At 62.6% G+C, this 14778-nt stretch carries 12 protein-coding genes; 2 read left to right on the top strand and 10 right to left on the bottom strand.

Annotated elements, in window-relative coordinates; all coding sequences use genetic code 11:
* Positions 1 to 111 precede the first annotated feature (111 nt).
* Together ASC85_RS03545 and ASC85_RS03550 are read left to right on the top strand one after the other, a co-directional pair.
* Complete coding sequence (locus ASC85_RS03545; protein ID WP_057448298.1) at positions 112 to 411, top strand: chaperone modulator CbpM; 300 nt, start codon at positions 112 to 114, stop codon at positions 409 to 411.
* 113 nt (positions 412 to 524) lie between these two features.
* Entirely contained in the window at positions 525 to 5567 is a 5043-nt protein-coding gene (locus tag ASC85_RS03550) for an NEL-type E3 ubiquitin ligase domain-containing protein (RefSeq protein WP_057448299.1), read from the top strand.
* Positions 5568 to 5776: 209 nt separating this feature from the next.
* Here ASC85_RS03550 and ureC read toward each other — a convergent pair whose 3' ends face one another.
* The 10 genes from ureC to urtB form a co-directional block, all read right to left on the bottom strand.
* Complete coding sequence (ureC, locus tag ASC85_RS03555) at positions 5777 to 7477, bottom strand: urease subunit alpha (protein WP_057448300.1); 1701 nt, start codon at positions 7475 to 7477, stop codon at positions 5777 to 5779.
* Positions 7478 to 7602: 125 nt separating this feature from the next.
* On the bottom strand, positions 7603 to 7911 hold the full coding sequence (locus tag ASC85_RS03560; RefSeq protein WP_057448301.1) for an urease subunit beta: 309 nt from the start codon (positions 7909 to 7911) through the stop codon (positions 7603 to 7605).
* Positions 7908 to 8441 (bottom strand): GNAT family N-acetyltransferase, encoded by a 534-nt coding sequence (locus tag ASC85_RS03565; RefSeq protein WP_003197345.1) that lies wholly within the window; start codon positions 8439 to 8441, stop codon positions 7908 to 7910. Before ASC85_RS03565 ends, ASC85_RS03560 begins: the two co-directional genes overlap by 4 nt.
* A gap of 5 nt (positions 8442 to 8446) precedes the next feature.
* Complete coding sequence (locus ASC85_RS03570) at positions 8447 to 8980, bottom strand: GNAT family N-acetyltransferase (RefSeq protein WP_057448302.1); 534 nt, start codon at positions 8978 to 8980, stop codon at positions 8447 to 8449.
* A gap of 9 nt (positions 8981 to 8989) precedes the next feature.
* On the bottom strand, positions 8990 to 9292 hold the full coding sequence (ureA, locus tag ASC85_RS03575; protein ID WP_003197350.1) for an urease subunit gamma: 303 nt from the start codon (positions 9290 to 9292) through the stop codon (positions 8990 to 8992).
* A 276-nt stretch (positions 9293 to 9568) separates the two neighbouring features.
* On the bottom strand, positions 9569 to 10411 hold the full coding sequence (locus tag ASC85_RS03580) for an urease accessory protein UreD (protein WP_057448303.1): 843 nt from the start codon (positions 10409 to 10411) through the stop codon (positions 9569 to 9571).
* 30 nt (positions 10412 to 10441) lie between these two features.
* Complete coding sequence (urtE, locus tag ASC85_RS03585; RefSeq protein ID WP_057448304.1) at positions 10442 to 11140, bottom strand: urea ABC transporter ATP-binding subunit UrtE; 699 nt, start codon at positions 11138 to 11140, stop codon at positions 10442 to 10444.
* 185 nt (positions 11141 to 11325) lie between these two features.
* Complete coding sequence (urtD, locus tag ASC85_RS03590; protein WP_057448305.1) at positions 11326 to 12195, bottom strand: urea ABC transporter ATP-binding protein UrtD; 870 nt, start codon at positions 12193 to 12195, stop codon at positions 11326 to 11328.
* Positions 12192 to 13271, bottom strand: coding sequence for an urea ABC transporter permease subunit UrtC (gene urtC, locus ASC85_RS03595; protein WP_057448306.1), 1080 nt, complete (start codon positions 13269 to 13271; stop codon positions 12192 to 12194). Before urtC ends, urtD begins: the two co-directional genes overlap by 4 nt.
* Positions 13271 to 14767 carry an urea ABC transporter permease subunit UrtB gene (urtB, locus tag ASC85_RS03600; protein ID WP_057448307.1) on the bottom strand — a complete coding sequence of 499 codons (1497 nt, stop codon included), beginning with the start codon at positions 14765 to 14767 and terminating at the stop codon, positions 13271 to 13273. The genes urtC and urtB overlap by 1 nt, the downstream gene beginning before the upstream one ends.
* Between the last annotated feature and the right edge of the window lie 11 nt (positions 14768 to 14778).

The raw sequence follows: 14778 nt of genomic DNA on the forward strand, positions 1-14778 counted from the left end.
GATTTTTCGCTCTAGACTCAATAGATAGTGGAAAGATCGCAGCCTCGTTCCACTCGTCAGCTCCTACGCTCCTACGCTCCTACACGGATACAGTATTGGGAGAAGCAGACCATGAGCAACCCGATCATTGAACTGAACCTGAGGGAGTTCTGCGAGGCCGCCGCGTTGGCGGACATCCATGTCATCGAAATCGTCGAGCATGGGATCCTCGAGCCCGAAGGCACGGAGCCGACAGACTGGCGTTTCACCGATTACGAACTGCTCCTGGCCAAGCGTGCCGCCAAGCTGCATCACGACCTGGACCTGGAGTGGGAAGGCGTCGCCCTGGCCCTGGATTTGCTGGAAGAGGTCCAACAGTTGCGCACCGAAAATCGCCGGCTGCGGCAGCAGTTGAAACGCTGGGTGGGATAACGGCGGCGGGGCATACCCCGTCGAAAGATCGATCGATAACGATAAATAGTTACCACATCCAGCGCTGTGGCACTGAGTAGGCTCGGGTTTTCCAACAACAAGGATGACCCGATATGCCAGAACCGATTCTTGGCCCTGTGCGCCCGGAAAGCCGCGGCCTGCACTTGGACCTGCTCAAGACCCGCATTCCCGGCTGGTACAGCGGCGCTATCGTGCAGCGCCAGCAGGAACTGAGCGACCACACGCTGGAGCTTCCAGACTGGTACGTGAAGGCTTCCCACGAAACCCGAGCCCGCCTCAAGCACAGCCACGCCCGCTACCGCGAAACCCTGAACCAGATCGACCATGTGCTGGGCAATGTCCAGGACATTCGCGCCTTTGCCGAGCCGCTGCTCAATCAGGCGATCCAGGATGAGTTCAAGCGCACGCTGAACGTCAACCAGGTTTATTTCGTCCGCAAGTATGGGCGCCAGGCGCGCGGTGATTTTTTTGGCGCGTTGGTGCTCGACAGCGAGGGCAGCCATTTCGATCGCTACGAATACCACGGCACTTCGTTGCTGGAGGCCGCGCTGGCCAATTTCGACGCCGACGAAGAACACAAGCCCGGCTGTGACGACTGCAACCTCATCACTACGGTACGTCCGTTTTATGGTGGCGAGGTTGTTCCGGCCATCAACGCCTTTCGCGCCGGGGCGTTGCCGATCACGCCTGAGGCTTTTGCCAGGCTGTGCCGCAAGCTGGACTTGGGGCGCCGCTATCAGGAACACATCAACGCCATCGTACGGCCGATCGACCATGAGGCGCGTGGCCAGTTGGATCGTCAACTGCGCACGCATCAGCAAGAGGGATTGGCGCTCTGTGTCGAGGTCGCCTGGGCCAAGGGCGACATCAGCCTGGCCGCTTATCGAATGTTGCAGCAGGTGGTCAGCGACCCGCGCGAGGTCATGCTCGATGGGCGGGCGGTGACGTTCACCTCATTGAGCATTTTCGGCATCGGCTTGGTTGGCCCGGTACTGATCGGGCCCGACCGGGAGAGCAGTCGGCGGGTGGAACGGGTGGTGGCCTACCTGCCGGGCGACCCTGAGCATCCTCTCAAGGAATATGCGTCCAGCGGCGAATTCATGGTCGATCTGCGTCGGCGTTTGCATCGCGTCGCCTACCGGCGCTTCTTCAGTCGCTTTGTGCCGTTGCGCCAACTGGGCGGATTTTTCCAGCGGTTCAACCGCCTCTATCAGCCTGGCGCGCCAGCGGATGATCAGGCCGATTACCCGCTCAAGTCGAAATTGCCGGCACTGCCCATGGAGACGTCCTCCCTGCCTGATCCCTTGTGGGAATCGCTGCGTCTCAGGCAGATCCAGAAGATCCAGGCCGATGCCCGGGCGGTGGCGGTGCCCACCGGCGATGAAGACAAAAAAGCCCGTCTGGCGCGGCTGGACAGTTACCTGGATGCCGTGATCGATGTCTTCAACCTGGCTGCGTTCGTGGTGCCAGGGCTTGGGCCGCTGATGCTGACGGTGGGCGCTGTGCAGATGTTCAACGAAGCGTTCGAGGGCATCGAAGCGTTCGAGCGCGGCGAGACCAGGGAAATGTGGGCGCATTTCTCCAGCGTGGCCCTCAACACCGCGTTCGTCGCCACCGGTGCGGCGGTGCTGCCGCACATTCAGTGGTCGAGCACGGTGGAGCAGTTGGAACCGGTCCAACTGGCCAATGGCGATTCACGCCTCTGGCGCCCCGACATGGTGCCTTACCGGAGTACGCTGGAGCCGCCGGCGACCTTGGTCCCGGATGCTCAAGGGCTGTACCTTGTCGACGGTCGAGAAGTCGTGCCGCTGGACGGCCAGAATTACCAGGTGCAACAGGACCCGACGACCCGGCGCTATCGCATTCGTCATCCTTCCCGGGGGCCGGACGCCTATCAGCCGGCGCTGACGGACAACGGCAGCGGTGCCTGGAGCCATGAACTGGAACGGCCGCGCAGCTGGGAAGGGGCCACGCTGATGCGCCGGTTCGGCCATTGCGTCAAGGGCTTCAGCGACGCTGAGCTGGAGCAGATCCGTACGGCCAGTGGCACCAGCGATCAGGTGCTGCGGCGGCTGCATGTCGAGGGCGAACCGATGCCGGCCTTGCTGGCCGACACGATCAAGCGCTTCGACCTGTGCCGGCAAGTCGACGATTTCATCGGGCAACTGCAAAGCGAAGATCCGCTGCAGTATGAACACGCCGATCCGATGACCCAGTTGCATCTACTCACGGGCTACGGTCCGTGGCCAAAAGGGCTCAAGCTCAAAGTGGTCGACGGCGGGGGCAAGACGCTTTGGGAATACGTTCGCCCATCGGAAGAGGGGGATCGGGTTCGCGACGTCATCATCCCCGAGAGGAAAGTCCGCACACCCTGGGTGTTGAAGAATCTGATCGAGACGGTGGACGCTGCGGGGGGCGATCTGTTGGCGGGCACGAGCCCGGCGATTGCGAAAACCAATATGGACGCTCGGATCCGGCAGCTGCGCAAAACACTCGCCGCCGTGGTGGTGCGGGAAAAAATGTATGTGTTCAACGATTACTACGCCAAGGAAGACGTGTCGAGCGAGCCGCGTGCAGCACTGATCAAGTCGCGGTTTCCCTCGGTTCCAGCGGCGGCCATCGAACAGGTGGTAGCGTTTGCCAACCCGGCCGAGCAACAGCAAATGGCCGCTTGGAACTTCGCGGATACGACCCAGACCAAACCCATCCCGCTGCGTATCGCCGAAGAGCTGCGGGACTACCAGCGGGCGCTGCGCTTGAACCGGGCCTACGAAGGGCTCTATCGCGAGGCACTGGCCACGGCCGACACCCCCCGACTGGTGTTGGCGACCTTGAAGAGCTTGCCCGGCTGGAACGACGCGGTACGCATCGAGCTGCGCGAGGAGGAATTTTCAGGCGCCTTGATCGACAGCGTTGGTGCCGAGGACGCAATGCAGACCAAGGTCGTGGTCAAGGACGGTGAGCGCTACAAGGCCTTCGACGACAACGGCAATGAACTGAGCCACTGGGATAGCCTTTACGATGCCGTGCAGCATGCGCTCCCGGATGCCGAGCGGAGGGCCATGGGCCGCCCTTCGGTTCATCACGGCGCCCTCCTGCAGAAGGCTGTCGGTGCAACACCATTGAGTCGAGCTTCGCTGGCGAAACACTTGAAGATGCAACCGCGCAAGTCATCCTTCAAATCACCGATGCGCCTGGCCTCGGGCAAGGTTGGCTACCCCATGAGTGGCGTGCGGGAGTGGCTGGGCCTGGGCCGGTCACCCGAGCGTCGGGTGCTGGATTTGTACCCGGACTATACGAACGAGCAAGTCCAGGCCCTGTTGCGGTCCCTGGGGGATCAAGCCGTTCCCGAGCTCAAGCGGCGCAAAGTCGAGCTGGATACGCTGATCCGCGATCTGGACCGCTGGGCCACCACCCCCGTATGGCTCGATGCGGGTAATGATCGTGTCGAGCAACTGCTGCCCGCGATCAAGCGGGGTGTGGCTAATCGAATTCAATGGTGCTGGCGGCGCCAAGGCCCGATCGTCGCGGCGGTGGATGGCAGCAGAGTCGGCTATGAGCTTAATCTGAGCGGAGTGGCGTTAGGGACGCTGCCAGGTCTGTCGGCCGACTTCAGCCATGTGGTCTCGCTGAAGCTGCGTAGCATGCGCTTGGCCGAACCCTCCTGCGACACGTTCCTCAAGAGCTTCTCCGCGCTCCGTTGGTTGGACATGTCGTTCAACCACCTGAACGATCTTCCCCCCTCGGTGGAATTGATGGAGGGGTTGACCCGGCTGCACTTGGCGATGAATGAAATCACCCTGTCCGCGCGTAGCATTCAGATCCTTGAAGGGCGTACCCAGCTGAAAATCCTCGACCTGAAATGGAACCCCCTGGGCCAATTACCGGATTTCAGCCGGTTGCCCGACCTGCGTGGGCTGAATCTGAACGGTACCGATATCGGCACTTGGCCGGCTGGCCTGCGCGACCTGCCGCTGGAAGAGCTCGATTTGCGCAACAACGAGCTGACCGAAGTGCCGACCGAGCTGACGGATCCGCCGGCCGAGCGTGCTCACGCCACGGCACGGGTCAATGGGGTGACCTTCGTGCAGAACAATCCACTGAGCGAGGCGACCCAGCAGCGCTTGCGTGATTATTGGGCGAACCTCTCAACGTCGAATCCCGAATGGGTGACCTTTCGTTCGCCCGGCGCGTTTGAACATGTCCCAGGGGGAAGGCTATCGGATGTGGAGCGATGGCTGCTAGGCCTGCCCAGGGAGCAACTGCAGGACAAAAATACGCTGTGGCGGAGCCTGGAGGCTGAAACGCAATCCAGGGAGTTTTTTCAGCTGTTGAACCGATTGGCCGGCTCCTACCAGGACGTGGAAAATTATCCGGACCTCCAGGCGCGTGTCTGGCAGATGCTTGAAGCGATCAGGGATTCCACCGACTTGCGCCGTGAACTGTTCGATCTGGCTGGCGCGCCGGCGTGTGAGGATCGTGCCGCGTTGTCCTTCAGCTATCTGGAGATCAAATTGATGATCCACAACGCCAAGGCCCTGACGGTGGGAGAACAGGAGGCTGTGGCGCTGATCCGGCTGGCCAAGGGGCTGTTTCGCCTCGATGAGGTGGAGCGCATTGCCCTGCAGGATATTCAGCAGCGGCGTGACACGATCAATGCCCGTGAGGATCTCACCACCGCGCAAAAGAACCGGCTCATCAGGCAGATCGAAGAGGTGGAGGTGCGCCTGGCCTACCGTGTCGGTCTCAAGAATCGACTGGAACTGCCGGGACAGCCCAAGGGTGGGCGCTTTATCCAGCTGGCCGGTGTTACGGCAGAGATGCTCAATGCGGCGGCAGCCGAGATTCTGGCGCTGGATGATTCACCAAAGCAATTGCAGTCGCTGGTTGGCCGGGACTTCTGGATCGATTACGTGAAGCAAAAACGCGCGAGCCTTTTCCAGGCGATGAATGATGCCCTCATCGCCAATCAGCTTGCGCTGGATGAGGCGAAAGCGGCCGGAACCCTGGAGGAGCCTGATTATGTCAGCCAATCCGAGACACTGGGCTTGCAACACAAGGTCAAGGAAGCGGAGCTGATCCAGTTATTGACCGAAGAGGAGCTGGACGCCCTGGTGGAAAGCACGGACCTGTAAGACGACCCTGTGGCGAGGGCGCTTGCCTCTGCGGGGCGTTGTAGGAGCTGGCGAAGCCTGCGATCTTTTGATCTTGATCTTCCACTCCGGGCTCAATGGGCCGTGGAAAGATCGCAGCCTCGCTTCGCTCGACAGCTCCTACAGAGCCCAGCGGGAGCTTGCTCCCTCGCCACGGGGTATGGGGTTGACTGGCTGGCCTTCCTCTCAACTCAAAACAGGAAATAACGCTGCGCCATCGGCAGCACTTCAGCCGGTTCGCACCACAGCAACACGCCGTCGGCCTTGACCTGGTAGGTCTGTGGGTCAACGTCGATGCTCGGCAGGTAGTCGTTGTGGATCAGGTCGGTCTTCTGCACGTCGCGGCAGCCTTTGACCACGGCGATTTTCTTCTTCAGCCCAAGCTGTTCCGGCAACCCTGCCTCGGCGGCGGCCTGGCTGATGAAGGTCAGGCTGGTGGCATGCCGCGATCCGCCAAAGCTTGCGAACATCGGCCGGTAGTGCACCGGTTGTGGCGTCGGGATCGAGGCGTTGGCGTCACCCATCAGGCTGGCGGCAATCGCCCCGCCCTTGAGTATCAACGTCGGCTTGACGCCGAAGAACGCCGGGCGCCACAGCACCAGGTCGGCCCACTTGCCCACTTCGATGGAGCCCACCTCATGGCTGATGCCGTGGGTGATCGCCGGGTTGATGGTGTACTTGGCGATGTAGCGCTTGATGCGGAAGTTGTCGTTGCCTTCGCCGTCGCCGAGCAGGGCGCCGCGTTGCTTCTTCATCTTGTCGGCGGTCTGCCAGGTGCGCGTGATGACTTCGCCGACACGGCCCATGGCCTGGCTGTCGGAGCTGATCATCGAGAACGCGCCGAGGTCGTGGAGAATGTCTTCGGCGGCGATGGTCTCGCGACGGATGCGGCTTTCGGCGAAGGCCACGTCTTCGGCAATGCTCGGGTCCAGGTGATGGCAGACCATCAGCATGTCCAGGTGTTCGTCGATGGTGTTGCGGGTGAACGGCCGGGTCGGGTTGGTGGAACTGGGCAGCACGTTGGCGAAGCCACAGGCCTTGATGATGTCCGGCGCGTGACCACCACCGGCGCCTTCGGTGTGGTAGGTGTGGATGGTGCGGCCCTTGAAGGCGGCGAGGGTGGTTTCGACGAAGCCCGATTCGTTGAGGGTGTCGGTGTGGATCGCCACCTGCACGTCGTACTGGTCGGCCACGCTCAAGCAGTTGTCGATGGCGGCCGGGGTGGTGCCCCAGTCTTCGTGCAGCTTCAGGCCGATGGCGCCGGCCTTGACCTGTTCGATCAACGGCTCCGGCAGGCTGGCGTTGCCCTTGCCGGTGAAACCGATGTTCATCGGGAAGGCATCGGCAGCCTGGAGCATGCGCGCCAGGTGCCATGGGCCGGAGGTGCAGGTGGTGGCGTTGGTCCCGGTGGCGGGACCGGTGCCGCCGCCGATCATGGTGGTGACGCCGCTCATCAGCGCTTCTTCGATCTGCTGCGGGCAGATGAAATGGATGTGGGTGTCGATGCCGCCGGCGGTGAGGATCATGCCTTCGCCAGCGATCACCTCGGTGCTGGCGCCGATGGCGATGGTCACGTCGGGTTGGATGTCCGGGTTGCCGGCCTTGCCGATGGCCGCGATGCGTCCGTTCTTGAGGCCGACATCGGCCTTGACGATGCCCCAGTGGTCGATGATCAGCGCGTTGGTGATCAGGGTGTCGACGACCTCGGCGGCCAGCAGCTGGCTCTGGCCCATGCCGTCGCGAATCACCTTGCCGCCGCCGAATTTCACTTCTTCGCCGTAGGTGGTGAAGTCTTTTTCCACTTCGATCCACAACTCGGTGTCGGCCAGGCGGACCTTGTCACCGACGGTGGGGCCGAACATGTCGGCGTAGGCTTGGCGGGAGATTTTCATGTGCTTGCCTTGGGATTCAATTGAATGTTGGACCGCTCGCATTACTCGCTATCGCAGCCTTCGGCAGCTCCTACAGGGGGCGCGTACATCTGTAGGAGCTGCCGAAGGCTGCGATCTTTTGATCTTCAATCCAGGTTGCCCATGACCCGCCCGGCGAACCCGAACACCCGGCGATGCCCGGCCAGGTCCACCAGTTCCACCTCGCGGCTCTGGCCCGGTTCGAAGCGCACCGCGGTGCCGGCCGGGATGTTCAGGCGCATGCCACGGCTGGCGGCGCGGTCGAAGGTCAGGGCGTCGTTGGTTTCGAAAAAGTGATAGTGCGAACCGACCTGGATCGGCCGGTCGCCGCTGTTGGCGACGTTCAGCGTGAGCGTGCGGCGGCCGACGTTGAGTTCGATGTCGCCAGGCTGGACCTGGTATTGCCCTGGAATCATTGCGGTTGCCCCAAAGTCTTGTAGTAAATGGCGGTCGGTGTGTAGGTCCCGTCCGGGCTCTGGCAGTAGTCGGGCAGTTCGCCGACGCGGGTGTAGCCCATGGCCCGGTAGAACGCCTCGGCCTCGGAGCCGGCCTCGGTGTCGAGGTACAGCAGGCCGCGCTTGTGCTGACGGGCGCCGAGTTCCAGGGCACTCATCAATTGCTGGCCCAGGCCACGACGGCGGGCCTCGCCGCGGACCAGCAGCTTCTGCACTTCGGCGCGATTGAGGCCGTTGGGCTTCTGGCACAGGGCCAGCTGGACGCTGGCCTGCACCTGCTCATCCTTGACCACCACCCACAGCAGCAGGTGGCCCTGGTTGAGACTGGCCTGGACCTCGTCGAAATAAGCGCGGGCCTGCACGGCATCGAGATCGGCCATGAACCCCACGCTGGCGCCGTACCCGACGGCGTCGAGCAACAGATCGATCAGGCCCTGGCGATAATGCGCAAAGCTCTCAGCGTGGACTCGACGTAACTGGGCGGGGTTCATAGGCATCACTCCTTGTCGAAGACGGGCGGTTGCGCCCCGGGATTGAGGACCAACTGCATGAAAGTCAGATCCAGCCAGCGGCCGAACTTGGTACCCACCTGGGGCATCTGCCCGGTGGTGACGAAACCGGCGCGCTCGTGCAAGCGAATCGAGGCGGCATTGCCGCTCTCGATGGCGGCGACCATCACGTGTTTGCCGCAGGCCCTGGCGCGCTCGATCAATGCGCTCATCAACAACGGGCCGAGACCATTGCCGCGCTGGTCGCTACGCACGTAGACCGAATGCTCCACGGTATGCCGGTAACCATCGAAGGGGCGCCAGTCGCCGAACGAGGCATAGCCGAGCACGTTTTCATCGGCATCGACGATCACCAGCACCGGGTAGCCCTGGGATTGCCGGGCGCTGAACCAGGCTTGGCGATTGCCCAGGTCCACGGCCTGTTCGTTCCAGATCGCCGTGGTATTCAGGGCTGCTTCATTGTAGATGTCACGGATCGCTGGCAGGTCCGGGTATTGGGCGTCACGAACGTGATGCGTCATTGCGTGGCCTCAGGCGATGGGCTGGTGGACGGTGACCAGTTTGGTGCCGTCGGGAAACGTCGCCTCGACCTGAATCTCGGGGATCATTTCCGGAATGCCTTCCATCACCTGCTCGCGGCTCAGCAGCGTGGTGCCGTAGTGCATCAGCTCGGCGACGGTCTGGCCGTCACGGGCGCCTTCGAGCAGCGCTGCGGAAATATAGGCCATGGCCTCCGGGTAGTTGAGCTTCAGGCCACGGGCCAACCGTCGTTCGGCGACGAGGCCGGCGGTGAAGATCAGCAGCTTGTCTTTTTCGCGTGGGGTCAGGTCCATGTGCAATCCATAAGGGCAGATAAAAAATTTTCGCTGTAAACCCATTCCACTGTGGGGGCGGGCCTGTGGGAGCAAAACCTGTGAAAGCAAAACCTGTGAAAGCAAAACCTGTGGGAGCAAAGCTTGCTCGCGATAGCAGCGCCTCGGTCGATCAGAAGGACCGCGTCATCGTTCATCGCGAGCAAGCTTTGCTCCCACAGAAATTCATTGCTTGCACTCCATTGCTCCCACAAAAATTCATTGTTTGCATGCCATTGCTCCCACAGAAAAGCAAATTCAGGTACTCCAGATTCTCGGAGGCACGGCCTCTCGTCCAAGCAATGCAGGCCTGAGCAAGCGCCACAATTCAATCAACCACCCCCGCGCCAGCAACGCCTCGCTCGCCAGGCAGCGGGCCACGACCAGGCCGGGCAATTGGGTCAGGTCGCCACGTACGTCATGGCCCAGGGATCGGCACTGCTCCAGCAGCTCGCTGTCGATCTCGCCGGTCACCAATAACGTGGCAAATACTGGATCGCCGCCCAACCCGATGGGTGAGTCGAGCAACCCATCACCGCCCACAATGCGCTGGCGCTCGTGCCACAGCAACTGGCCGTCTCGGCGAATGTCCAGCCGTGACTGGAAATGCCCCAGGTCGAACCGTTCGCCGCTGGCTGGTCGGCCGAGGGCAACCATGTCCCAGTAGAACAGGTGACCGTCGCCCTGCAGGTCGATGCTCGTGCTGAGTTCGGCCTGGGCCGCGCTGAAGACGATGGTTTCCTGGGGCAGCCATTCCAGGGTCGCACCGGGGGCGACGCTCAGGCTCAACTGTTGATACGCCGGGCCTGCCGCGCGATACCACTTGGCTGCGCCGGGGCTGGTCAACTGCGCCCAGGCGTCCGGGCCGACGTGGGCCGAGATGTCCAGGCGGTCACCGCCGGCAATCCCGCCGGGTGGGTGGACGATGATGTGCTGGCACACCTCGGGGCCCTCGGCGTACAAGTGTTTCTGCACCCGCAGCGGGCCTTTATGGCGGCGCTGTACCGGACGTGTGCAGTCGCCGAATCGGGCATAACCCAAGTCCAGCTCGGCGTGCCAGCTGGGGGTGAACAGGGCTGATGGCGATACAGGTAGATTCATGATTTTCTAATTATCGTCGGGACGCTAAGACTAGATCGTAACCAGCCCGCGCACACCCTCGGCTTCCATATTTTCTCCGCGCCCCTGCTGCACGATCTCGCCCCGGGACATCACCAGGTACTGATCGGCCAGCTCGGCGGCGAAGTCGTAGAACTGCTCCACCAGCAAAATCGCCATGTCGCCCCGGGCCGCCAGTTTCTTGATCACCACGCCGATCTCCTTGATCACCGAGGGCTGGATGCCTTCGGTGGGCTCGTCGAGAATCAGCAGGCGTGGACGGCTGGCCAGGGCCCGGCCAATGGCGAGCTGCTGTTGCTGGCCGCCGGACAGGTCACCGCCACGGCGCTGTTTCATTTGCAGCAGCACCGGGAACAATTCGTAGATGAATGCCGGCACTTCCTTGGCTTCGGAGCCGGGAAAGCGCGACAGGCCCATCAGCAGGTTTTCTTCCACCGTCAGCCGCCCGAAAATCTCCCGACCCTGGGGCACGTAGGCGATGCCGGCATGCACCCGTTGGTGTGGCTTGAACGTGGTGATGGCTTTGCCTTCCCAATTCACCGCGCCTTCCCTGGCCGGCAACAGGCCCATCAGGCATTTGAGCAGGGTGGTCTTGCCTACGCCGTTGCGCCCCAGCAGGCAGGTCACCTCGCCGACCTTGGCGTCGAACGACAGGCCGCGCAGGATGTGGCTACCGCCGTAGTACTGGTGCAGTTTGTCGACTTGCAGCATGTCTTGAATTCCCCTCAAGTCCCCTGTGGAAGCAATAGCTTTCTGTAGAGGCAATACCTTTCTGTGGGAGCAAAGCTTGCTCGCGATGAACGATAACGCGGTCCTTGCGATGGACCGAGGCGCTGCTATCGCGAGCAAGCTTTGCTCCCACAGGCTCACTCCCACAGGGGAATGTGTTTGCAGGTCTAGCGACCGAGATACACCTCGATCACCCGCTCATTTTCCTGCACCTGTTCCAGCGACCCTTCGGCCAGCACACTGCCCTGGTGCAGCACGGTGACGTGGTCGGCAATCGCGCCGACGAAGCCCATGTCGTGTTCCACCACCATCAGCGAATGCTTGCCCGCCAAGGACTTGAACAGCTCGGCGGTGAACTCGGTCTCGGCGTCGGTCATGCCCGCCACCGGCTCGTCGAGCAGCAGCAATTGCGGGTCCTGCACCAGCAGCATGCCGATCTCCAGGAACTGCTTCTGCCCGTGGGACAGCAGCCCGGCAGCGCGGTTGACCGAGGTGGTGAGGCGGATGGTCTCGAGTACTTCGTTGATACGGTCGTGCTGCTCGCCAGTGAGTTTCGCCCGCAGGCTGGCCCACACCGATTTGTCAGTCTTGAGCGCCAGCTCCAGGTTTTCGAACACGCTCAACGCTTCGAACACCGTGGGCTTCTGGAACTTGCGACCGATACCGGCCTGGGCGATCGCCACTTCGCTCATGCTGGTCAGGTCCAGGGTTTCGCCGAACCAGGCCTTGCCATGGCTGGGGCGGGTCTTGCCGGTGATCACGTCCATCAGCGTGGTCTTGCCAGCGCCGTTGGGGCCGATGATGCAGCGCAACTCGCCGACGCCGATGTACAGGTTCAAATCGTTCAAGGCCTTGAAGCCGTCGAAACTGACGCTGATGTCTTCCAGGGTCAGGATGGTGCCGTGGCGGGTGTTCAGGCCCACGCCGGCCGCTTGGCCGAGGCCGATGGCGTCGCGGCTGCTGCCGGCGTCCTGGTTGGGTTGCGGCGGAAAGAAAGCGGGTTCGAGCATGAATTCGGCACTCGCTGTGATTCTCATTGTTCACCTCTTTTCTTCAGCAGACCGATCACGCCCTTGGGCAGATACAGGGTCACGACGATGAACAGCGCACCGAGGAAAAACAGCCAGTACTCAGGAAACGCCACGGTGAACCAGCTCTTCATGCCGTTGACCACCCCGGCGCCCAGCAGCGGCCCGATCAGCGTGCCGCGCCCGCCGAGGGCGACCCACACCGCGGCCTCGATGGAGTTGGTCGGCGACATTTCGCTGGGGTTGATGATGCCCACCTGCGGCACGTACAACGCCCCGGCCAGGCCGCACAACACCGCGCTCAGCACCCAGACGAACAGCTTGAAACCACGGGGATCGTAGCCGCAGAACATCAGGCGGTTTTCCGCGTCGCGCAGGGCGGTCAGCACTCGGCCGAACTTGCTGCGGGCCAGGCGCCAGCCGATGAACAGGCTCGCCACCAGCAACAACACCGTGGCGAAAAACAGCACCGCGCGGGTGCCTGGTTCGGTGATGCCAAAGCCCAGGATCGAGCGGAAGTTGGTGAAGCCATTGTTGCCGCCAAACCCGGTTTCGTTGCGGAAAAACAACAGCATCCCGGCGAAGGTCAGGGCCTGGGTCATGATCGAGAAATACACGCCCTTGATCCGCGAACGGAAGGCGAAGAAACCGAACACCAGCGCCAGCAAACCCGGCGCCAGCACCACCAGGCACATGGCCCAGAGGAAACTGTCGGTGCCGGCCCAGTACCAGGGCAACTCGGTCCACGACAAAAAGGTCATGAACGCCGGCAAGCCATCGCCGGCGGCCTGGCGCATCAGGTACATGCCCATGGCGTAGCCGCCCAGGGCGAAGAACAGGCCGTGGCCCAGGGAGAGCAAGCCGGCGTAGCCCCAGACCAGGTCCAGCGCCAGGGCGACGATGGCATAGCAGAGAATCTTGCCCACCAGGGTCAGGGTATACGCCGAGACGTGCAGAGGGTTGTCCGCCGCCAGCAGCGACAGTAGCGGCAGGCTCAACAGCACGACCAGGATCACCGCGCCGACGGCGAGGGTGACTTTGGGACCGGCCTTTTGCGTGGCCGTGAGCATCAGGGGCTGGTTCATCAGTCGATTACCCGTCCTTTGAGCGCGAAGAGGCCTTGCGGACGCTTCTGGATGAACAGAATGATCAGCGCGAGGATCAGGATCTTGCCGAGCACGGCGCCGATCTGCGGTTCGAGGATCTTGTTGGCGATGCCCAGGCCGAACGCAGCGAACACGCTACCGGCCAACTGGCCGACGCCGCCGAGCACCACCACCAGGAACGAGTCGATGATGTAGCTCTGGCCCAGGTCCGGACCGACGTTGCCGATCTGGCTCAGGGCCACGCCACCGAGCCCGGCGATGCCCGAGCCGAGGCCGAAGGCGAGCATGTCCACGCGGCCGGTGGGCACGCCGCAGCAGGCGGCCATGTTGCGGTTCTGGGTCACCGCGCGCACGTTCAAGCCCAGGCGGGTCTTGTTCAGCAACAGCCAGGTCAGCACCACCACGAACAAGGCGAAGGCGATGATCACAATGCGGTTGTACGGCAGCACCAGATTCGGCAACACCTGGATCCCGCCCGAGAGCCAGGCCGGGTTGGCGACTTCGACGTTCTGCGCGCCGAACACCAGGCGCACCAGTTGGATCAGCATCAGGCTGATGCCCCAGGTGGCGAGAAGGGTTTCCAGCGGGCGCCCATAGAGGTGACGGATCACCGTGCGCTCCAGGGCCATGCCGATGGCAGCGGTGATGAAAAATGCCACCGGCAGGGCGATCAGCGGATAGAACTCGATGGCGTTCGGGGCGAAGCGCTGGAACAGCAACTGCACCACGTAGGTGGAATAGGCGCCCAACATGAGCATCTCGCCGTGGGCCATGTTGATCACCCCCAGCAGGCCGAAGGTGATGGCCAGGCCGAGGGCGGCGAGCAGCAGGATCGAACCCAGGGACATGCCGCTGAAGGCTTGGCCCAGCAACTCGCCCACCAGGAGTTTGCGTTTGACCTGGCTGAGGCTGGTTTCAGCAGCGGTGCGTACACTGGCATCGCTTTCGACGCCGGGTTCGAGCAAACCTTCCAGGCGTGTGCGGGCCAGTGGATCGCCGGTTTCCCCCAGCAGCCGGACGGCGGCCAGACGCACGCTCGGGTTGGCATCCACCAGTTGCAGGTTCGCCAGGGCCAGGCTCAGGGCGGCATGCACATCTTCGTCCTGCTCGCCGGCCAGTTGCCGATCGAGAAACGCCAGTTGCGCCGGGCGCGCGCTTTTTTGCAGTTGCTGCGCCGCGCCCAGGCGTACGCGGGCATCGACGGCGAGCAGTTGATGGCTGGCCAGCGCGGTTTCGATCAGCCCGCGCAGGCGGTTGTTCAGGCGCAGGGTCTTGGGTTGACCCTCGACGGTCAACTGGCCCTGTTGCAGGGCGTTGATCAGTTCGACGCGCTCAGGCTCCGGCTGCGCGGCCCAGGTTTCCAGGAGCTTGGCCTGCTGGGTCGGGTTGGCGGCGACGAAGTCTTCGGCGTCGCCGGCGTGGGCGGCCATTGGTAGCAGCAAACATGCGAGGAGGAACAAACGATAAAGGGACATAGCTACGTCCT

The organism is Pseudomonas sp. Root401 (assembly GCF_001425105.1).
GTDB lineage: Bacteria > Pseudomonadota > Gammaproteobacteria > Pseudomonadales > Pseudomonadaceae > Aquipseudomonas > Aquipseudomonas brassicacearum.